The sequence below is a fragment of the Micromonospora sp. NPDC001898 genome, from assembly GCF_042891255.1.
Lineage (GTDB): Bacteria > Actinomycetota > Actinomycetes > Mycobacteriales > Micromonosporaceae > Micromonospora.
Genome location: NZ_JBIATC010000003.1, coordinates 298,483 through 319,636, shown reverse-complemented (window position 1 = coordinate 319,636; position 21,154 = coordinate 298,483). Strand labels below are relative to the sequence as shown.

Here is a 21,154-nt window from a genome sequence, read left to right as displayed (position 1 = left end):
GACCCGCCGGGCCGGGAGGCGCCGACCCGCCCGCGCGTGTCGGTGCCACGTCGTACGGTGTCAGGCATGGCGACGGCGGCGCAGGAGATCCGGGTCGGGGAGCGGGTCGTGCGCGTCTCCAGCCCCGACAAGCCATACTTCCCGGAGCGCGGGCTGACCAAGCTGGACGTGGTGCGCTACTTCCTCGCCGTGGGCGACGGGATCCTGCGCGCGCTCCGCGACCGCCCGACCATGCTGGAGCGCTGGCCCAAGGGCGTCTTCCCCGGCGCGCGGATCGGCACCCGGCAGGACAACCGGGGTGACGCGTTCTACCAGAAGCGGCTGCCGGCCGGCGCGCCCGACTGGATCCGCACCGCGCACCTCACCTTCCCCAGCGGCCGGACGGCCGACGAGGTCGCGCCGAGCGAGCTGGCCGTGGTGGTCTGGGCGGCCAACCTGGGCACCCTGCGGTTCCACCCGTGGCCGGTCACCGCCGCCGACGTGGAACGCCCCGACCAGCTCCGCATCGACCTCGACCCCATGCCCGGGGTCGGCTTCGACCAGGTGGTGCCGGTCGCCCGGGAGGTCCGGGCGTTCCTCGCCGAGCTGGGCCTGACCGGTTACCCGAAGACCACCGGCGGGCGCGGCCTGCACGTCTACCTGTCGATCGAGCCGCGGTGGAGCTTCGCCGACTGCCGCCGGGCGGTGCTGGCGCTCGGCCGCGAGATGCAGCGCCGGCTGCCGGAGCTGGTCACCACCACCTGGTGGCGCGACCAGCGGGACCGCCCGGTCTTCGTCGACTACAACCAGATGTCCCGGGACCACACCATGGCCTCGGCGTACTCGATCCGGCCCACCCCGCAGGCCCTGGTCTCCGCGCCGCTGGACTGGTCGGAGCTGGACGACGCCCGCCCGGAGGACTTCGACGTGGTCGGTATGCCGGCCCGCTTCGCCGAGCGGGGCGACCCGCACGCCGGGCTGGACGGGCAGCGGTTCTCCCTGGAACCGCTGCTGGAGCTGGCCGACCGGGAGGGCCTGGAGGCCCCACCGGAACGCTGAGCCGCCGGCCAGGCCGGCCGTGCGGCGGAACCGGTGGGGCGCGGGTTCACTCCCAGGGGCTCTGCGCGCCGTCGAACTCCTCGAAGACCAGCCAGGTCCGGGTCGACAACACCCCGGAGATGCTCTGCACCCGGCCCAGCACCACGTCCCGCAGGGTGGCGTTGTCCGGCGCCCGGACCAGCGCGAGGACGTCGTGCTCGCCGCCGAGCAGGGCCGCGTGCTCGATGTAGCGCACCCGGGCCAGCTCGGCCGACACCTCCCGCCAGGTGTTCTGCTGGATGGTCAGCGCGATGTACGCCGAGGTGCCCAGCCCGGCCGGCTCCGGCGCGACCTGGGCCCGGAAACCGGTGATCACGCCGTCGCGCAGCAACCGCTCCACCCGGGCGTACGCGTTGGTGCGCGAGACGTGCACCTTTTCGGCGAGGGTACGGATGGAGATCCGGCCGTCGCGGACCAGCTTGTCGAGGATGCGCCGGTCGACCTCGTCCAGCGGTCCGGCCGAACGTCCCGCCCCGCCCGTCACGCCCGGCTCCGGGATTGTCTCCTGGCTCACCTCAGGCCCTCCCCAGTGCCGTTCGTCCCACGTTCATTGTGAATCTTGAGTCAATCATCCAACAGCAGGAGCATAGGGCCACCACACGTCCAGGAGGTCCCCGCCGTGACGACCACACCCCAGGCGGTCCGCAGGGCATCCCCGCGTACCCGCCCGCCGGCCAAGAAGCCCACCAAGGCCCCCGCCCGCGGGCAGGCGACGCCCGATCCGACTGCCGGCCTGCTGCCGCAGACGGAGCCGGTGCGGCTGCTCGACGCCGACGGCACCCCGCTGCCGGCCCGCGCCGACTACCCCGAGCCGTCCGCCGAGGCGCTGCGCGAGCTGTACCGCCGTATGGTGGTCGGCCGCCGGTTCGACACCCAGGCCACCGCCCTGACCAAGCAGGGCCGGCTCGCCGTCTACCCCTCCTCCCGGGGCCAGGAAGCCTGCCAGGTCGGCGCCGTGCTCGCCGTCCGGGACACCGACTGGGTCTTCCCCACCTACCGCGAGTCGATGGCGCTGGTCTCCCGGGGCATCGACCCCGTCGAGGTGCTCACCCTGCTGCGCGGCGACTGGCACTGCGGGTACGACCCCGCGCAGCGGCACACCGCCCCGCAGTGCACGCCGCTGGCCACCCAGTGCGTGCACGCCGCCGGGCTGGCCTACGGGGAGGCCCACCAGGGGCGGGACACCGTCGCCCTGGCCTTCATCGGCGACGGCGCCACCAGCGAGGGCGACTTCCACGAGGGACTCAACTTCGCCGCCGTGTTCAAGGCCCCCGTCGTGTTCTTCGTGCAGAACAACAAGTACGCCATCAGCGTCCCGCTGTCCCGGCAGACCGCCGCGCCGTCGCTGGCGTACAAGGGCGTCGGATACGGCGTGCCCAGCGAGCAGGTCGACGGCAACGACCCCGTCGCCGTGCTCGCCGTGCTGACCCGCGCGGTCGAGCACGCCCGCGCCGGCCAGGGCCCGTTCCTGGTCGAGGCGCACACCTATCGGATGGAGGCGCACACCAACGCCGACGACGCCACCCGCTACCGCGACGTCGCCGAGGTCGACACCTGGCGCGACCGCGACCCGATCGCCCGGTTGGAGACGTACCTGCGCACGCGCGAGGTGCTCGACGACGCCGCGATCGCCGCCATCGCCGAGGAGGCCGAGGCGTACGCCGCCGACCTGCGCGAGCGGATGCACGTCCAGCCGCAGGTCGACCCGCTCAGTCTCTTCGACCACGTCTACGCCGAGCCGACCCCGCAGCTCGTCGAGCAGCGCGAGCTGGTCCGCGCCGAACTGGCCGCCGACCGGGAGTCCGAGGGGGACGTTTGATGGGCGCCACCACCATGGCGAAGGCGCTCAACGCCGCGCTCGCCGACGCGCTGGCCGAAGACGAGCGGGTGCTCGTCTTCGGCGAGGACGTCGGCACGCTCGGCGGCGTCTTCCGGATCACCGACGGGCTCCAGGCCCGGTTCGGCGACAAGCGCTGCTTCGACACCCCGCTCGCCGAGGCCGGCATCGTCGGCTTCGCCGTCGGCCTGGCCATGTCCGGGATGCGGCCGGTCGTGGAGATGCAGTTCGACGCGTTCGCGTACCCGGCTTTCGAGCAGATCGCCTCGCACGTGGCCAAGCTGCGCAACCGCACCAGGGGTGCGCTGAGCGTCCCCATGGTCATCCGGGTGCCGTACGCCGGCGGCATCGGCGGGGTCGAGCATCACTGCGACTCGTCCGAGGCGTACTACGCGCACACCCCGGGCCTGAAGGTGGTCACCCCGGCGACCGTGGCCGACGCGTACTCGCTGCTGCGCGAGGCGATCGCCGACCCCGACCCGGTGGTCTTCATGGAGCCGAAGAAGCTCTACTTCTCCAGCGCCGAGGCCGAGCTGCCCACCCGCACCGAGCCGTTCGGCCGGGCCGTCGTGCGCCGCCCCGGCCGCGACGCCACCCTGGTGGCGTACGGGCCGGCGGTGCCGGTCGCGCTGGAGGCCGCCGAGGCTGCCCGCGAGGAGGGCTGGGACCTGGAGGTGGTGGACGTGCGCACCATCGTCCCGCTCGACGACGCCACCATCGCCGCCTCCGTGCGCAGGACCGGCCGGTGCGTGGTGATCCAGGAGGCGCAGGGCTTCGCCGGGGTCGGCGCCGAGATCGCCGCCCGGGTGCAGGAGCGCTGCTTCCACGCCCTGCACGCCCCGGTGCTGCGGGTGTCCGGGCTGGACATCCCGTACCCGGCGCCGATGCTGGAGCACACCCACCTGCCCGGGGTGGACCGGGTGCTCGACACGGTGGCCCGGCTCCAGTGGGACGACCGGCCCGATCCGCGCTGGCTGACCCAGGGCAGCGCGGCATGACCACCGTGGACCGTACCCAGGTCTTCCTCCTGCCGGACCTGGGCGAGGGGCTGGCCGAGGCGGAGATCGTCGAGTGGCGGGTCGCCGTGGGCGACACCGTGACCGTGGACCAGACCGTCGTCGAGGTGGAGACCGCCAAGGCGGTCGTGGACGTGCCCTGCCCGTACGCCGGTCGGGTCGTGGCCCTGCACGGCGCGGCCGGCGAGATGCGCCCGGTCGGTCAGCCACTGATCACCATCGCGCCGCCGGACGGCGACGGCGGCGAGCCCGCCGGGCACGCCACCTACCGGGAGGAGGAGCGCGCCGGCTCCGGCAACGTCCTCATCGGGTACGGCACCGGTCACGGCGGGCCGGGCCGGCGCCGCCGCCCCCGCCTCGCGATCGCCCCGGAACCACCGGCCGCCCACCCGGCCGTGGCTCCCGCGGTCGCCCCGGAACCGCCGACCGCCCAAGCCGTGGCTCCCGCGAGCGCCCCGGTGGGGGCGGCCGGCACCGGGACGGGGTCGGCGCTGGTCATCTCGCCGATCGTCCGGAGGCTGGCCCGCGAGCACGGCATCGACCCGGCCACCGTGCGGGGCACCGGCCCTGGCGGGGTGGTCCGCCGGGCCGACGTCGAAGCAGCCCTCGCCACCCCGGCCCCTCGGCTCGCCCCGGTGCCGGCCCGGTCCGAGCCCGCCCGGTCGGTCAGCGACGATGACCTGGTCATCCCGCTCACCGGCATCCGTAAGGCGATCGCCGACAAGCTCTCCCGCAGCCGGCGGGAGATCCCCGAGGTGACCATCTGGGTCGACACGGATGCCACCGCGCTGGTGCAGACCCGGCGGGCGATCAACGCCGCGACGCCGGACCAGCCGGTGAGCATCCTGGCCCTGCTGGCCCGGATCTGCCTCAGCGGCCTGCGCCGGTTCCCGCAGCTCAACGCGCACGTCGACACCGCGGGGCAGCGGATCGTCCAGTCCCGTGGGGTGCACCTGGGCATCGCCGCGCAGACCGACCGGGGCCTGGTCGTCCCGGTGCTGCGCGACGCCCAACTGCTCACCACCCGGGAGCTGTCCGTGGCCCTCGCCGAGACCACCGCCGCGGCCCGGGCCGGCGCCCTGCCCCCGGCCCGCCTCACCGGTGGCACCTTCACCCTCAACAACTACGGGGTGTTCGGGGTCGACGGCTCCACCCCGATCATCAACCACCCGGAGGCGGCGCTGCTCGGGGTGGGCCGGATCGTGGACAAGCCGTGGGTGGTCGACGGGCAGCTCGCCGTACGGAAGGTGACGCAGCTCAGTCTCACCTTCGACCACCGGGTCTGCGACGGCGCGGTGGCCGGGGGCTTCCTGCGGCACGTCGCCGACTGCGTCGAACAGCCTGCCCTGCTGGTGGCGAACGTCTGACCGCGCCGGTCCGTCCCGGCGCGCGCCGCACTTCGGGTGCGTCTCCTGCCGTCTTGGCAGGAGACGCACCCGAAGGCGACCGCAGCAGTCGGTCCGGTACGCACGCGAACCCTGCGGTCACCGCATTCGACGCGCCTTGTCGTGAACCACCTCGCCCGGTCGAGGACATCCCTTTCCGGCGAAAACGGGTGTCCGAGCCCGGCCGGACCACCGCCCCCACAATTCGCCAACCTGTCACGGCGGGGAATATCGTGCGCGATCCGGCAAATAGTGGCCTCGCGGGTGCGATGAGGGAATTGTTTCCCGAACGAGCGCAATCCGACTGAGGCGCCGGGGCAGATCCGACTCAGCTCCATAAGCGCCGGGAGGCATACCTGTCGTGCGGGGACAGCGGCGGCGCCATTCCGTTTTCCTGCTCGGTGGCCGGGAAATCGGCGCCGTCGGCGGCCGTCCCGGTCGTCCGTGGCGGTGGCGGTCCGGGTGTGAGCCGCGCCCTCCGTCGCCCGTCGTTCGCCGTCGGAGAGGAGAGCGCAGTGCCGTTCCAGGGAGTGCCCGTCAACGTCCGGGACCGTCGTCCCGCCGTCGCCGGAGCGCCGTTGCACTGTGACGCCACCGAGTACGGGCTGCGCGGTGACGGGGTGACCAACGACCAGCCAGCGCTGGCCGCGTTGGTGGACCGCCTCGGTGCGGGGTACGACGCCGACGGACGGGCCCGGGTGATCTACTGCCCGCCCGGCATCTACTCCATCCGGGACGCGGGCACGGTGTGGCGCAGCGGGGTGTCACTGATCGGCGCCGGACCGAGCGCGACCCGGTTCCTGCTGAGCAACGAGGGCAACCGCGCCGAGCCGACGCCGCTGGCCTTCTGGACCACGGTCCAGCACGGCGCCGACCGAGACCGGCACATCGCCGACTGCACCTTCGCCGACTTCGAGATCGACGGCTCCGGCGTGAGCATGGCCGAGTACAACTACCTGGCGAAGGGGCTCGGCCTCCAGTACGTGGTGCGCGGGACGTTCCGGAACCTCTACATCCACCACACCGCCGCGACGGGGCTCGGCTGCGACTTCCTCCAGGACAGCCTGATCGAGGGGGTGGTGGTGGTCGGCTGCGGCCGGCTGGACAACGGCGAGGAGATGGGCGGCGCCGGGATCGGCGTCGGCATCGGCGGCTGGGGCACCGTGGAGCGGCTCACCATCGCCAACTGCACCACGCTGGGCAACGGCACCAACGGCATCTTCCTGGAGTTGCAGAAGCCCTACTGGCAGCCCCCGCGTGGCTACCGGATCATCGGCTGCCACAGCCAGGGCAACAGGTTCGGCATCTCCGACTGGGGCGCCGACGGGCTGGTCGTCTCCGCCTGCACCATGATCGGCAATTTGGAGGCCGGCTTCGACGTCTCAGCCGAGGGCACGTCCGGCATCGCCGGCCGGGGCGGCCTGCTGACCGACTGCGTCATCGACGGCAACGTCCGCGACGGCGTCAGCATGGGCAACACCCCCGGTCCGTACACGATCCGGGGCAACCGGATCAGCGGGAACGGGGCGTACGGGTACCACGGGCACGATCTGGGCCACGGCTACCAGGGGGCGGCCATGGACGTGGTCATCGACAGCAACGACTTCTGGGGCAACGGCCTGGACGGCATCCGGATCGACCGCCCGATGGCCGACGCCGTGCTGCTCAACAACCGGATCCGCAACAACGGCCGGCAGTGCGCCGACGAGCACCGGGGCAGCGGGGAGTCCGTCCGCTACACCGACCGGTCGCTGGTCGACCGGGCGGCGGACTGGCCGCACGACGGGCACCGGGGCAAGGTGCTGCGGGTGGGCAGGCGGGTCGCCGTCGTCGCCGCGAACGACGGCAACGAGATCACCCTCGCCCCGGTCCGCCCCGACGCCTACAGCGGGTGGAGTGGCGACACCCCCCTGCCCGGCACCGCGTACGAGTTGTTGCCGGCGCCGGAGTGCCGGGCCGGGATCACGATCAACGCGCCGTTCGACTCCGCCACCGTCCGGGGCAACCGGGTCTGGGACAACCACCACAGGCGTACGCAGACCCACGGGCTGTGGATCACCGAGCGGGGCAGTTGCGTCGCCTGCCGGGTGGAGGACAACGACCTGGCGGGCAACGCCGTGGCCCCCACCCGGCTGGACACCCCGCCGGTCGGCGGCCGTTGGGACCGCAACCACGGTGACCAGGACTGGGGCTGCTGATCGCCGGTGGACGGTTCCGGCCGGGTGCACGACGGGGCGAACCGGTCGTCCGGGGTGACCCGGCAGAACCGTGACATCGGGTTCTGCCAGGTCGGCGGGAACACTTTCGGCCCGGTGCCGCCGAAACTGCCGAAAAATGCTTCACGTAATTCCTGGAAAGCTACGTCGCGCCTCCCGTCGGGCCGTACAGAATGTGGCCAAGGGGAAATGGGAATGGGGTGCGAATATGAACGTGAGGCGGCGATCGACGCTATTTGCGGTAACCATCGCAGCCACCTCGCTGGTGCTCGGCGGGTGCACCGCCGAGCGGAAGGCCGCCGGGGGAGCGGCGCCGCCGCCCGCGGTCGAGCTGACGCCGGTCGACCGGGCCCGGGACGTCCCGCTCAGCGCCGAGGTCGGCACCAGCGTGACGAACGGGAAGGTCAGCGCCGTCCGGCTCACCGACGACAAGGGGCGGCAGTTGGGCGGCGAGCCCCGGGATGACGGGTCGGGCTGGGTGCCCAGCGCGCCCCTGGCGAACGGGCGGACGTACACCGCCGAGGTGACGGTGACCGGGGACCAGGGGCGGACCTCCACCCGGAAGACAACCTTCACCACGGCGTCGAAGTCGACGAAGCCGGCGATCACCAGCACTCTCTACTTCGCGGGCAACCAGACGTACGGCACCGCGATGCCGGTGACGGTGGCCTTCGAGCCGGCCGTGCCGAAGGAGGCGCGGGCGGCGGTGCAGAAGCGGCTGTTCGTCAAGACCGACCCGCCGCAGCCGGGCACCTGGTCGTGGCTGGAGGACGGCAGTCAGGTGTACTACCGGGCACCCGACTTCTGGCGGCCGGGCACCGCGATCAGCGTCCGGGCGGCGCTGGAAGGGCTGCCGATCGGCAAGGAGCGGATGGGCGACGCCGACCGCAGGGCCACCTCGAAGATCGGGCGGCAGGTCGCCGTCGACATCGACAACGCCACGAAGCAGATGTCGGTGTTCCGGGACGGCAAGCTGGTCCGCCGGATCCCGGTCAGCCTCGGCAAGCCGAGCACGCCCAGCTCCAGCGGCAAAATGGTGATCATGGAGAAGCACGAGCGGACGACGTTCGACACCCGCGGCGAGCCCGACGGCGGGTACGTGGTCGATGTCGACGACGCGCAGCGGATCACCTGGGGCGGTGAGTTCATCCACTCGGCGCCGTGGTCCGAGGGCGACCAGGGCTACACCAACGTCTCCCATGGCTGCGCCAACGTCTCCGCCACGGCGGCCGACTGGCTGATGGGGATCACCCAGGTCGGCGACCTGGTGACCGTCAAGGGCACCGAGGTGCCGCTACAGGCCGGCAACGGCTGGACGGCCTGGAACGTCGGCTGGGACGAGTTCGCCAAGGGCAGCGCGTTGCCCGTACCGGCCGGGCTGCGGCCCAGCCCGCACGTGGCGCCGCACCCCGGCGCGGTGGCCGGCGGCAGCTCGCCCGCACCGGCCCCCTCGGCCAGCGGCGGCTGAAAACGGGAGGAACGACCGCCGGACCGGGGGGGCCCCCCGCGGGGGGGGGGGGCGGGGGGGGGGGGGCCCCCCCCGGCGGGGGGGCGCCCCGGTCGCCGTCCTCACCGGCTGCGCCCCGTGGCCCACCTCGCCCCGTCGCCCACCTCGCCCGGGGCGGCCCGGTCGGCCGGCCCGGGTTCGCCGGTGCCCCCGGGGATGCCCGGCGTTGCCGTGGCTCCTGCTCAGGGTGGACCCGGAGTGACTCGGGGTCAGACCCTGGGTGTACCCGGACTCACTCCTCGGCAGGGCGGAATTGTCGGGGGGTGGGGATAGATTCGTGGTCATGGAGCAGCGCAGCGATCGATTCCACGTGCAGGTCAGCGTGGGCGACCACGCGGTGGAGATGAGGGCGACCGGCGAGGTCGACATCGCCACCGTGGGCCTGCTGCGCGCCGCGCTGTGGGCCGCCCCGGCCCGGCCGCTGCTGCGGCTCGACATCTCCGGCGTCCGGCTGCTCTCCGCGGCCGGGGTCCGGGCGCTGGTCGCCGCGCACCGACGGGTCCGCGCCCGTGGCGGCGAGCTGGTGCTCGTCGACCCGGCCCCGGTGGTCGCCCGGGTGCTGCACGTCACCGGCCTGGACCGCGTCATCCCCGTCCGGGACGGCGCCGCTGTCTCGACCGTCGCTGCCGCTGGCTCGATCGCGGCAGCGCCGCGGGTGCTGGCGCCGCTCGCCCCGGCCCTGGCGGAAGAGTCGTCGGCGCGACCGGGTCCGGCGGTGACCCCGCCGGAACCTGTCGTGCTCGGATCGCTGGCCCGCGCCCTGGGGTCGCTCGTGCCCGTGGCGGAGGCGTCCTCCGCACCCATGCTGGCCTGCGTCTGACGGCCTGCCGTCCAGTGGGGCCGCCGGCACCGGCCGACGACCCCACCCGGGTCAGCGGACGCCGAGCAGGTCGACGACGAACACCAGGGTCTCGCCGGGCTTGATGAGGCCGCCGGCGCCCTGGTTGCCGTACCCGAGGTGCGGCGGAATGGTGAGCTTGCGCCGGCCGCCGACCCGCATGCCGACCACGCCCTGATCCCAGCCGGCGATGACCCTCCCGCCGCCCAGCGGGAACTCGAACGCCTCGCCGTGGTTCCAGGACGCGTCGAACTCGCGACCGGTGGAGTGGGCCACCCCCACGTAGTGCACGGTGGCCCGCTGACCGGGCTGGGCCTCCGGGCCATCGCCGACCGTGAGGTCCTCGATGACGAGATCGGCGGGCGGCGCGCCCTCGATCGGGCCAACCTGGGGCTTGTCCATGTCGTACGCCTCCTGCTCGGTGCTGCGGTCAACTGCGGTCGCCGTCGATCCTGCCGGATCGTGATCCGCCGATGTCCGGCGGTCCCGCGTCCGGCGTCCCCGGCACGGTCCGACAAGCGGCGGCGGGCGCCACCGGGAAGGTGGCGCCCGCCGGGCCGTGCTCGTCCGACTAGATCAGCCAGGGGAACCGCTGGACGATGGGCAGCCGCTTCCAGGCCCGGCCGAGGCCGAGGGTGTCGCCCGCGCCGAGCAGGGCGAGGACCACCAGGACCGCGGCGTAGATGAGGTGGTCGTCCATGAAGGGGTTGTTCTCGGGGGGCAGGACGGCCGTCCACATCATCACCAGCAGCAGGCCACCGGCGACGGCGGCGATCCGCATCCCGATGCCGAGGATCAGGGCCACGCCGATGGCGGCGAGGCCGGCCATGAACAGCCAGTCCGCCCAGGCCGCGCCGGCGATCTCGGTGTAGAGCCCCTTGAACGGGCCGGCCGTGCCGAAAGCCAGGAAGCCCTTGGTGGGGCTGCCCCCCTCGATCCAGGCGTTCTTCGCCTCGGTCCCGTGACCGAGACCGAACATCTTGTCCAAAAAGGCCCAGAGGAAGGTCCAGCCCAGGGCGATCCGAATTCCGGCCAGGACGTACCGGGTGGCCCTCTGTGGGGTGGTCTCGCCCGATGGAGCGATGGTGTTGGCGGTGGTCCGCTCGGTCGTCGCGGCCATGGTCTCCACGTCCCTTCCTGTGCCTCGCACCGCGTTCCCGGTGGCAGTTCCATTGGACATCGTCACCGACGTCCCGGTCAGGGCCGATGGGTCCGCTTCCGACCGGGACCTTCGACCCTGATCCACTTCGTTCCGCCCGGACAGTCCCCCGTCGGCCTCGTCCGACCGTAGTCGATGATCACGCAACCGCAACCGAGGAGACCGCAGACCGGAGACCGCAGACCGGAGACCGCAGACCGGTGATCGCGCGGGCGGGGCCGACGGCCGCGCCGGCGGGTACCGGGGCCCTACCAGGTGAGATGTCGCCCGGAGAGCAGCGCGCACGGCCTGCCGGGAACGCCTCGCACTACCCGACCGGTACCTCGGCCGTCTCGGGGGCCAGCCGGGCCACCGGCACGCCCTCCCGGGCGGCCCACCCGACCGCGTGCCGGACGTCGGCCACGGGCAGGGGCCGCCGGGCCGTCACGGTGACCGCCGCGTGCACCGCGAACGCGACGAACGGGTACGACCGGACCAGGTCGCCGACCGCCTCGTGTACCTGGCCGGCCACCGTCACCGCCTGCTCCTCGGTCAGCGCCGGCAGGAGCAACAGGTACTCCTGGTCCGACAGGCGTACGGCCCGGTCCACCGGACGCAGCGGCGCGGTCACCGCCCCGATCACCGCCTGCGCCTCGCGGGCCGCGCTGCGCCGGCCGAAGCGCTCCGGCGCGCCAGCCGGCTCGTCCACCCGGACGCCGATCAGCGCCACCGGCAGGGTGCCCGACGCGGTGATCCCGTCCGCGTCCGTCCACCGCCGCATCCCCGACTCGTCGAGCAGCGGTGCGGCGGCCTCGGCGGCCCCCGCGTCGGCACCCCGGCCGCGGTCACCCGCCCCCGACCCGGTCGCCCAGTGATCCCGGGCCGCCCGCTCGGCGCGGGAGAACATCAGCCGCAGCGCCGCCTCGCCGCGTGCCTCGCCGGGCGTCGCGGGCAGGTCACGTACCCGGGCCAGCACGTCGTCCACGGTTGCGCGGACCGCGTCGGAAAGCCGGTCGGCGAGCCGGTCGCGCAGCCGCAGGACCTCGTGCAACGCCTCGTCGCGGCGGAAACCCCACCGGCCGTCGAAGAGTCGACCGGCCTCCAGGGTCGCCGCCGGCTCCACCTCCGCCCGGTCGTACGCGACCAGCATCGCGCCGAACCGGGGGGTCAGCGCGAGCACGCTCCACTCCCGCGCCAGGTCCTCGGTCTCCTCCAGGGCCACCCCGTACGCGCCGTCGGGGAGCCCCGAAGGAGGCTGCCCGACCACGCCCACCACCGTCACCGCCCCCGAGGCGGCGATCTGCTCGTAGACCGCCCGTTCCCGCTCGAAGTACGGCATCCGTTGGAAGAGCGCGACGACCACCATCGGCCCGTCCTCGGCGATGGCCAGGGCGGCGCTCTCGATGGCGTGGGAGACGGCGACGAGGCTGCGCTTGGTCATGAGTTCCGGGGGCCGTCCACTGTGCAGCACCCGCTGAGCCTAGAGAACCGGAGAACGGAGCGCCTCCGCCGGCCCCGCCCAGCCGGCGCCGCGGCGAGGAGCGTCCGGGCGGCGTGCCCGGGCCGACCGGCGGCCGGGCGCGGGCCGCACCGGCGAGGTGGGAACCATGATCGACGGCCTAGACTCGGCCGGTTGACGGCCCGACGGATGGACAAGGCGGATGACGAGCACCGGTAGTGAAGACGGCTCCCTGCTGCGCCCCGTCGCGGCGTCGACCGGCCGTGGTCCGGCCCTCGCCCGGGGCGGCCAGGTGGTGTACGCAGCCCGGCGGCTCGGCGAGTTGCTGCACGGCCGTCCGCCGGGGGTCACCGGTCACCAGTGGAGCTCGGCCGGGCGGGAGTGCCTCGACCACGTGGTCTGCGCCGCGTCTTCGGGCCGGCCGCTGTTCGCCGTCGAGGTCGGGCCGCCGGTGCCGGCCGGGTCGGCGGCCCACCGCGCCGAACGGATGAAGGACGCCGTGTGCGCGGCGGTCGGCCTGGCGGTGCTGCGGATCGCCTCGCCCACCCTGCGCGCCGCCGACCACGGCCGGCGGATCGTCGAGTACGTCATCGACGCGCGCGCCTACGCCGACGCCGTCGGGCCGGACCCGGGGCACACCGAGCCCGGGGACGCCACGCCGGTCGCCTTCCGGGACATCGTCGGCCGGTTGCCGGACGGGCGCAGCGGGCACGTCAACGACCTCGGTGCCCTGGCCCGGGCGGCAGCCGTCGAGGCCTACGTCTCCCGTCGGCTGGTCGACCCGATCGTCCGGGGTCTGCACGTGCGCTGGGCGGACGGCCCGGCCGAGGGCTGGAGCTGGGTCGAGGTGCGGCCCGGACGGTGCCTGGTGGAACGGGTGCGGGTGTGGGAGCACCGCCTCTCCTGCGGGGTGGACCCGGGGCGGCTCGCCGAGGACCTCGCCGCCGTGGCGGTGGGCGAGCGGCTGCGCGGCCTCGACGGCGGCGAGCCGGAGCTGGTCGCCCGCGAGCAGTTCGACGGGGACATCCGCCGGCTGCGGGCGCGCCGTGACGAAATGCGGAACGGCTTTGGATTCGACCACCTCTGCGCGGACTGACGTCCCTGTAACGGGCCGTCGACCGGTCGCTCCCGCAGAATTCCCATATCCGGGTTGAACCTCGCGGCGCGGCGCGTACTCCAGCGGGAATGGGCAGGATCCTGCTCCACCGAGCCTGCGGGCGTGGACGACGGTGCGAAAGAACATCGTCGACCATCGGCATGCGCCGGCACGTCGTAGTGACCCTCACCGGAGGCCCACCGGAATTGATCGGTCCCGCGGGGCCACGTGGCGGCTACCGGGTCGGGGGAGGAGAGCAATTCGATGCGAAGGCCACACGGGCGCCGTCATCCGGTATCGCGCGGAGCAGGCGGCTGCTGGACGTTGTCGGCGCGCTCGCGCTCTTCGGCGGAATCGGCAACAAGCGCGGTCAGCGCGGCGGGGACAATGGCGGCGGCCAGAACGGCGGCGGGGACGGCCTGCCGCTGCCCGGAACCGCCCGGTGCGCGGTCCGGGCCGATAGGCGGTCCGCAACTGCGTCCCGATGATGGAGCGGATCAACCGGGCACCCGCCTTCGAACGTCGTGCGGATCCAGGTCGACTCCAGTCGCGCGGCGGCGCCGCGACCGTCGGCAGATCCGGGGTCGCCCGGGGCCGATCACCCCGGGGCGACCCCGTCGCGCGGTTCGAGCACCGGCGCGGAGATGCGGGTGCCCGCGACGCCGAACTGCGCGGGGCGGCCTGCGGGGCTGGACCGGTGGACGGGGGACGCCGGGCGGCGCGCAGGTGCCGTCATCTCGGCGGACGGGCACGGCAGGAAGAGCGGAAGCCGTCGGCGCGTGAACGGGCCGTCACCTCGGGCGGGGGTGTCGGGTGCGCCGGTGCCGGCCCGGCCCCGTCCGCGCGCCGTTCACTGACGTGTCGACGGGCGCCCGGAGTGCCGGGCCCGGCCCGCCCGCTGCTCCGTCGAGTGCGCCGACCGGCCAAGTAGCTGACCGGCCGGGTCGTGGGACGGCTCGCACCGGCACCGGCCTATGTCGGCCGGCGCCGTAGGAACTGCGACCGGAAAGGGGCCAGCGGGTGCCGGCCTCCACGGCGCGACCCGGGATCCCCCGGATCGCGGCACCGCCGCCGGATCAGCGGTTTTTGTAGGCCTCGACGACCGACACCGGGATGCGCCCGCGGTCGGAAATCTCGTGGCCGTTGTTGGCGGCCCATTCCCGGATGGCCCGGTTCTGCTCGCGGTCCATTCCGGAGACCGGGGCCCTTCCCGGGCGGCGGGCGGTCCGGCCGGTCTCGACCGGGCCCCGACCGATGCGCCGGCCGGCGTTGATGTAGGGATCGAGTGCTTTGCGCAGGGTGCCGGCGTTCTCGTCGGAGACATCGATGGTGTACGCCACGCCGTCCAGGCTGAACTCGACGGTCCGATCCGCCTTCCCGCCGTCGAGGTCATCAGTCAGAACGGTGATTACTTTCCGAGCCATCGCCAATTACTCCTTGTGTTGGGCGGGGTGTGCTAAGAGTTTGACGTATCAACTGGCAATTCCGCAAGAATATGCCCGGTTCTGCATTCGGCGAGTCGAGTTTACGCGGGATGGAATCCCGCTGGGCCGGTGGAATTTGCCGGTGCCGCTCAAGCGGTTGAGCAGGCCAGAGGCGCCGCGGGGCGGCCCCCGATTCGCCTCCGACACCCGCGGCGGGCGCGGCGGTGTGGTGGTCATCCGCCACGCCTTCCCTTCGGCGGCGGGCGGTTTCCCGAAGATCGCGCCGGCGCCGACCCGGGCCGTGATCAGGCGCGGGGACCGCCGTCGCTCCTCGTCGGACGCCCCGGCCGGCGAGGCAGACCCCGCGTCCGGGCCCTGCGCCGGGCCGCCTCCGAGTGACCGTCCGAGTGGGCTGAATCACGCTTCGGAACAAGGGGAACGCTCTGTTACTTGAGTGAGTCAGGCTCAACCCAACGCGATAGCAGGTGTTCGATGGCAACTCTTCCGGTACTTCCACTGACCGACGCCGTCCTACTGCCAGGCATGGTCATTCCGGTGACCCTCGACCCGACCACCCAGGCCGCCGTCGACGCGGCCCGCGCCACCGGCGATGAGCAACTCCTCGCCGTGCCCCGTATCGACGGCGAGTACGGCCCCGTCGGCACGGTCGCCACCATCGAGAAGGTGGGCCGCCTGCCCAGCGGCGAGCCGGCCGCCGTGGTCCGGGGGCTGTCCCGGGCCCGGATCGGCTCCGGCGTCCCCGGGCCCGGCGCCGCCCTCTGGGTCGAGGCCACCGAACTGCCCGAACCCGTCCCCACCGGCCGGGCCCGGGACCTCGCCCGCGAGTACCGCGCCCTGATGACGTCTGTGCTTCAGCAGCGCGGCGCGTGGCAGGTCATCGACGCCATGGAGCGGATGACCGACCTCTCCGAGCTGGCCGACGCGGCCGGCTACGCGCCCTGGCTCACGCTGGCGCAGAAGACCGAACTGCTCGCCGCTCCGGACGCCACCGCCCGGCTGGAGCTTCTCGTCGGCTGGGTGAAGGACCACCTGGCCGAGCAGGAGGTCACCGAGCAGATCAACAGCGACGTCCGCGAGGGGCTGGAGAAGTCCCAGCGCGAGTTCCTGCTCCGCCAGCAGCTCGCCGCCATCCGCAAGGAGCTCGGCGAGGACGAGCCGGACGGCTCCGCCGACTACCGGGCCCGGGTCGAGTCCGCCGAGCTGCCCGAGAAGGTCCGCGAGGCGGCGCTGCGCGAGGTCGGCAAGCTGGAGCGGGCCAGCGACGCCTCCCCGGAGGCGGGTTGGATCCGTACCTGGCTGGACACGGTGCTGGAGATGCCGTGGACCACGCGTACCGAGGACAACACCGACCTGGCCGCGGCGCGGGCCGTGCTCGACGCCGACCACGCCGGCCTGGCCGACGTGAAGGACCGCATCCTGGAGTACCTCGCTGTGCGCAACCGCCGGGCCGAGCGCAACCTCGGCGTGGTCGGCGGGCGTGGCTCCGGCGCGGTGCTCGCCCTCGCCGGCCCTCCCGGCGTCGGCAAGACCAGCCTCGGCGAGTCCGTCGCCCGGGCGCTCGGCCGCAACTTCGTCCGGGTCTCCCTCGGCGGGGTCCGCGACGAGGCGGAGATCCGGGGCCACCGCCGCACGTACGTCGGCGCGCTGCCCGGCCGGATCGTCCGCGCGCTGCGCGAGGCCGGCTCGATGAACCCGGTCGTGCTCCTCGACGAGGTCGACAAGCTCGCGGTCGGCTACGCCGGCGACCCGGCCGCCGCCCTGCTGGAGGTGCTCGACCCGGCGCAGAACCACACCTTCCGCGACCACTACCTGGAGGTCGACCTCGACCTGTCCGACGTGCTGTTCCTGGCCACCGCCAACGTGGTGGAGACCATCCCGGGCCCGCTGCTGGACAGGATGGAGCTGGTCACCCTGGACGGCTACACCGAGGACGAGAAGGTCGCCATCGCCCGTGACCACCTGCTGCCCAGGCAGCGGGAGCGGGCCGGCCTGACCAACGAGGAGGTCACCGTCGCCGACGACGCGCTCGCCCGGATCGCGGGGGAGCACACCCGGGAGGCCGGCGTCCGGCAGTTGGAGCGGGCGCTGGCGAAGATCCTGCGCAAGGTCGCGGTCGCCCTGGCGACCGACCCGACGCCCGTCCGGGTGGACACCGAGAATCTGGCCCGCTACCTCGGCCGGCCCAGGTTCACCCCCGAGTCGGCGGAGCGGACGGCGGTGCCCGGCGTGGCCACCGGCCTCGCGGTCACCGGCGCGGGCGGGGACGTGCTCTTCGTCGAGGCCACCAGCATGGAGGGTGAGCCGGGGCTGACCCTCACCGGCCAGCTCGGCGACGTGATGAAGGAGTCCGCGCACATCGCGCTGTCGTACCTGCGCTCCAACGGGCGCCGGCTCGGCATCGACCCGAACGCCCTCGCCGGGCGGCGGATCCACCTGCACGTTCCGGCGGGCGCGGTGCCCAAGGACGGGCCGAGCGCCGGAATCACGATGGTGACGGCGCTGGCCTCGCTGGTGACCGGCCGGCCGGTGCGACCCGAGTTCGGGATGACCGGCGAGGTGACGCTCTCCGGCCGGGTGCTGCCCATCGGCGGGGTGAAGCAGAAGCTGCTCGCCGCGCACCGGGCCGGCCTGACCGAGGTGATCATCCCGGCCCGTAACGAGCCGGACCTGGACGACCTACCCACCGAGGTACGGGAGGCGCTGACCGTGCACACCCTCGCCGACGTCGTCGACGTGCTCGCCCTGGCGCTGCGCCCGGCCGACGCAGGCACCCTCACCGGCCCCACCCTGACGGCCGCCTGAGGGGCGACAGAGGTCCCCTGTCATCGCTTCCGGCAGGCGGGGGACCTCTGTCAACGCGCGCCCGGCCAAGGCCCCCTGGGCAGGTTCGGCTCGTACGCGTTCTGAGCTGACCCGGCCGACCCGCGCCGCTGCGGATCAACTCGGCGTCGGTGACCTGGCGGTGCCCTGGAACGCGGGGGCCGTGATCGTCACCGACGCCGAATCGATCAAGCGGTCAGGGGCGGTCGCGGTCGCGGCGTACCGTCGTCTTGCGGCCCTTGATGGTGCTGCCGCGCAACGCGGCGATCACCTCGTCGACCGCCCCGTTCGGGACCTCCACCAGCGAGAACCGGTCGGCGATCTCGATCGAGCCGATGTCCCGGCCGCTCACCCGCGTCTCTCCGGTGATCGCCCCCACCAGGTCCTGCGGGCGCACCCCGGCGCGCCGGCCCAGCCCGATGAACACCTGCGTGGCGTCCCCCGACCGGGGGCGGGCCGGACGGCGGTCGCCGCCGCCCCGACCCTCGTACCCCGGCCGGGTCTCCCGCTGCGGACGGACCGCGACCTGGGGGATCTCCTCCTCGTCGTCGTCCGAGCCCGGCGAGGCGGCCTCGTGGGCCAGCTTCACCGCGGCGAGGGCGACCTCCATCAGGTCGAACTCGTCCGACAGCGACTCCACGATCACCCGGAACGGATCCAGGTCGTCCTCCAGCAGCGACTCCCGCAGCGCCGCCTGGGTCAGCTCCAGCCGCCGGGTGCGCAGGTCGGCCGCCGTCGGGATCTTGTCGATCGCGATCCGCTGCCCGGTCACCCGCTCGATGGTCTTGAGCATCCGGTGCTCGCGCGGCTCGGCGAGGGTGATCGCCACGCCCTCGCGGCCGGCACGGCCCACCCGGCCGATCCGGTGCACGTACGACTCCGGGGCCGACGGCACGTCGTAGTTGACCACGTGGGTGAGCTGCTCGACGTCCAGGCCCCGGGCCGCCACGTCGGTGGCCACCAGCAGGTCGGCGGTGCCGGCGCGCAGCCGTCCCATCACCCGGTCCCGCTGCTCCTGGCTCATCCCGCCGTGCAGCGCCTCGGCCCGGTAGCCCCGGCCGTTCATCGTCTCGGTGAGCCGGTCCACCTCCTCGCGGCTGCGGCAGAACACGATCGCCGCGGTCGGCGACTCCACGTCCAGCACCCGGCCCAGCGCCGCCGGCTTGTGTGCCCGCGCCACGATGTACGCGCTCTGCCGCACCAGGGGCGCCTCGCCGGCCACCTGCTGCTCCCGGCCGATCTGGATGCGTACCGGTTCGGTCAGGTGCTGGCGGGCCATCCCGTCGATGCGCGACGGCATGGTCGCCGAGAACAGCACCGTCTGCCGCTGCGCCGGGGCGTGCTCCAGGATCGCCTCGATGTCCTCGGCGAAGCCCATGTCGAGCATCTCGTCGGCCTCGTCGAGCACCACCGTGGCCAGCTCGCCCAGCCGCAGGGTGCCCCGGGCGATGTGGTCCAGCGCCCGCCCCGGGGTGGCCACCACCACGTCCACGCCCAGGTCCAGGGCGCGTAGCTGCCGGCCGATCGGCTGCCCGCCGTAGATCGGCAGCACCCGGGTGCCCAGGTCCTTGCCGTACCGGTGGAACGCCTCGGAGACCTGTACCGCCAGCTCCCGGGTGGGCACCAGCACCAGCGCCACCGGGTCGCCGCCGGGGCGCCGGTCAGGCAGGTGGTGCAGCAGCGGCAGCGCGAACGCGGCGGTCTTGCCCGTGCCGGTGGCCGCCTGGCCCAGCAGGTCCCGACCGGCCAACAGGGGAGGAATGGCCTCCCGCTGGATCGGGGTCGGCTCCTCGTAGCCGAGGGCGGAGAGGGCGCCGAGCAGTTCGGCGCGCAACCCGAGATCCGTGAAGGCGGTCGCCTCGTCGGTGCTGGGCGTGGCGGTCGGGTCGGTCGGTGTTGGTGCGGAGCTCATGGGACAAGCCTTTCATCACCCCTCGAGGCGCGCTCGGGCGACCGGCACAACCGGCTTTCTCGGCCTGTTTCGCGGGCGACGGCGCGGGTCTGGTTTCCGCGGTCGGCGGAGCGGGCTGCGTGAACGGCTGAGTTCGGCGAGACTGGGACAAGGGCCTCTTCCTCCGGGAATCGAGGCTCGGGCGGACGGCCGGGGTGCCGCACCCACCCCGGCCGTCCAGCTCACCCCGTCAGCGGTGCAGAACCCCGGCCTGGCCGAGCTGGGCCGGCTCGGGGTGGCCCGGGTGAGCACCGGCTCGCTTCCGTACCGGGCCGCACGCAGACTTCGGGTGAAATAGGAGAATTGTTCGGGCTCTTCCCGCTCCAGGTGCTTACGGTGGGTTTCATATCAGCCGCACCGTGTCGTACCGGGAGAGAGGACCCGACCATGCGAGTGCCCAGCCGAAGCCCCGGCCAGCAGCCCGGCCCGTCCGTCGCGTCCGCCACGCCGGCCCGGCGGGTGCCCCAGGGGGCGGCCCGGGGGGTGGCCCGCCGACCGGCCCCGCCCGCCGCCCCGGACCTCGCCGCCTACCGGGCGGCCGTGGCGGAGCTGCTGATCGAGGTCGGCGCCCTGGCCGAACCCGGGTCGGCGGGAGCCCGACAGGTGCTGCTCGACGGGCGCCTGCGCGAGCCGGCGATCGCCGCGGTGCTCCACGCCACCCCGCAGGGCCTCATCGGCGCCCGGGAGACGCTGCTGCTGGAGATGGCCCGCTACCGGCCCAACCCGCGCAGCTCCGCCGCCGACCTGACCGCCCTGATCCGGATCTACCTGCTCTCCCGCATCGACGTGCTGTGGTGGCGCGACGCGCCCACCTTCATGACCGACGCGGAGGTGAACGCCAGCGTCGACCTGGTGGACCTGGAGTGGCTGCGTCGCCGCGACCTGCTCCGCTTCCGGTACCAGCAGCAGCCGGTCACCCTCGTCGGCCGGGGCGTGCGGGCGGTGCGCCGACGGTTGCTGCCGGAGGCCCGGCCGCACACCGCCGGGCTGAAGTTCCGCCGGGCCCGGCGCGAGGTGATCGGGCTGCTCAACGACATCGGCCGCGAGTTCGACCGGATCACCCCGCCCGGCACCCCGCCGCTGTGGGTGACCAGCCTGGTCCGCAGCGCCGAGCATCAGCACCAGCTACGCCGTCTCGGCTACGCCGCGATGGTGCCCAGCGGGCACTGCCTCGGCTACGCCGTCGACGTGGAGCTGGCCTGGTTCGAGCGGTTCGGCGCCCGGGACGCCCTCGCCGGTCTGCTGCTCGCCCGGCAGCGGGCCGGGGAGGTCAACGTGATCGACGAGGGACAGGCCTGGCACCTCTGCCTCGCGCCCGCCGCCGGCCCGCGTTTCCGCCGGTCGTACGAGGCCGAGATGGGGGTCTGAG

15 protein-coding genes and 1 pseudogene are annotated in these 21,154 nt (G+C 73.7%); 10 read left to right on the top strand and 6 right to left on the bottom strand.

All coding sequences use genetic code 11. The features are described from left to right. Window positions 1-66 precede the first annotated feature (66 nt). Window positions 67-1,038, top strand: coding sequence for a DNA polymerase domain-containing protein (locus ACFYZF_RS09285; protein ID WP_387017531.1), 972 nt, complete (start codon window positions 67-69; stop codon window positions 1,036-1,038). A gap of 46 nt (window positions 1,039-1,084) precedes the next feature. Here ACFYZF_RS09285 and ACFYZF_RS09280 read toward each other — a convergent pair whose 3' ends face one another. Beyond that, window positions 1,085-1,591, bottom strand: coding sequence for an Lrp/AsnC family transcriptional regulator (locus tag ACFYZF_RS09280; RefSeq protein ID WP_387017529.1), 507 nt, complete (start codon window positions 1,589-1,591; stop codon window positions 1,085-1,087). A 72-nt stretch (window positions 1,592-1,663) separates the two neighbouring features. Between ACFYZF_RS09280 and pdhA the strand changes: the two genes are divergently transcribed. The 6 genes and pseudogenes from pdhA to ACFYZF_RS09250 form a co-directional block, all read left to right on the top strand. Further along, window positions 1,664-2,896, top strand: coding sequence for a pyruvate dehydrogenase (acetyl-transferring) E1 component subunit alpha (gene pdhA / locus ACFYZF_RS09275; RefSeq protein WP_387018385.1), 1,233 nt, complete (start codon window positions 1,664-1,666; stop codon window positions 2,894-2,896). Then, complete coding sequence (locus ACFYZF_RS09270; RefSeq protein WP_387017527.1) at window positions 2,896-3,912, top strand: alpha-ketoacid dehydrogenase subunit beta; 1,017 nt, start codon at window positions 2,896-2,898, stop codon at window positions 3,910-3,912. Before pdhA ends, ACFYZF_RS09270 begins: the two co-directional genes overlap by 1 nt. Beyond that, the gene (locus ACFYZF_RS09265; RefSeq protein WP_387017525.1) at window positions 3,909-5,297 is read left to right on the top strand and encodes a dihydrolipoamide acetyltransferase family protein; all 1,389 of its coding nucleotides are present in this window, start codon (window positions 3,909-3,911) and stop codon (window positions 5,295-5,297) included. The genes ACFYZF_RS09270 and ACFYZF_RS09265 overlap by 4 nt, the downstream gene beginning before the upstream one ends. A gap of 533 nt (window positions 5,298-5,830) precedes the next feature. Next, the gene (locus ACFYZF_RS09260; protein ID WP_387017523.1) at window positions 5,831-7,513 is read left to right on the top strand and encodes a right-handed parallel beta-helix repeat-containing protein; all 1,683 of its coding nucleotides are present in this window, start codon (window positions 5,831-5,833) and stop codon (window positions 7,511-7,513) included. 226 nt (window positions 7,514-7,739) lie between these two features. Continuing rightward, entirely contained in the window at window positions 7,740-8,999 is a 1,260-nt protein-coding gene (locus tag ACFYZF_RS09255) for an Ig-like domain-containing protein (protein ID WP_387017521.1), read from the top strand. Window positions 9,000-9,321: 322 nt separating this feature from the next. Further along, window positions 9,322-9,633 (top strand): annotated as a pseudogene (locus tag ACFYZF_RS09250) (STAS domain-containing protein); the annotation flags it as partial. A gap of 276 nt (window positions 9,634-9,909) precedes the next feature. Here the strand turns inward: ACFYZF_RS09250 and ACFYZF_RS09245 are convergent. The 3 genes from ACFYZF_RS09245 to ACFYZF_RS09235 form a co-directional block, all read right to left on the bottom strand. Next, window positions 9,910-10,278, bottom strand: coding sequence for an FKBP-type peptidyl-prolyl cis-trans isomerase (locus tag ACFYZF_RS09245; protein WP_350888013.1), 369 nt, complete (start codon window positions 10,276-10,278; stop codon window positions 9,910-9,912). Between the two features lie 169 nt (window positions 10,279-10,447). After that, window positions 10,448-11,005: a hypothetical protein gene (locus ACFYZF_RS09240; protein WP_387017518.1), complete on the bottom strand. Its 558-nt coding sequence runs from the start codon at window positions 11,003-11,005 to the stop codon at window positions 10,448-10,450. Between the two features lie 337 nt (window positions 11,006-11,342). Beyond that, window positions 11,343-12,485, bottom strand: a complete 1,143-nt coding sequence (locus tag ACFYZF_RS09235; protein WP_387017516.1) for a DICT sensory domain-containing protein — start codon at window positions 12,483-12,485, stop codon at window positions 11,343-11,345. 190 nt (window positions 12,486-12,675) lie between these two features. On the opposite strand from ACFYZF_RS09235, the gene ACFYZF_RS09230 reads away from it, so the two are divergent. Then, window positions 12,676-13,569, top strand: a complete 894-nt coding sequence (locus ACFYZF_RS09230; RefSeq protein WP_387017515.1) for a hypothetical protein — start codon at window positions 12,676-12,678, stop codon at window positions 13,567-13,569. A 1,076-nt stretch (window positions 13,570-14,645) separates the two neighbouring features. Here ACFYZF_RS09230 and ACFYZF_RS09225 read toward each other — a convergent pair. Beyond that, complete coding sequence (locus tag ACFYZF_RS09225; protein WP_161683941.1) at window positions 14,646-14,993, bottom strand: Lsr2 family protein; 348 nt, start codon at window positions 14,991-14,993, stop codon at window positions 14,646-14,648. Between the two features lie 492 nt (window positions 14,994-15,485). Between ACFYZF_RS09225 and lon the strand changes: the two genes are divergently transcribed. Continuing rightward, on the top strand, window positions 15,486-17,816 hold the full coding sequence (gene lon / locus ACFYZF_RS09220) for an endopeptidase La (protein ID WP_387017514.1): 2,331 nt from the start codon (window positions 15,486-15,488) through the stop codon (window positions 17,814-17,816). 214 nt (window positions 17,817-18,030) lie between these two features. Here lon and ACFYZF_RS09215 read toward each other — a convergent pair whose 3' ends face one another. Next, a complete protein-coding gene (locus ACFYZF_RS09215; protein ID WP_387017513.1) occupies window positions 18,031-19,746 on the bottom strand; it encodes a DEAD/DEAH box helicase in 1,716 nt (571 codons plus the stop codon). Between the two features lie 426 nt (window positions 19,747-20,172). Between ACFYZF_RS09215 and ACFYZF_RS09210 the strand changes: the two genes are divergently transcribed. Beyond that, window positions 20,173-21,153: a DUF5715 family protein gene (locus tag ACFYZF_RS09210; protein ID WP_387017511.1), complete on the top strand. Its 981-nt coding sequence runs from the start codon at window positions 20,173-20,175 to the stop codon at window positions 21,151-21,153. The last annotated feature ends 1 nt before the right edge of the window (window position 21,154 follow it).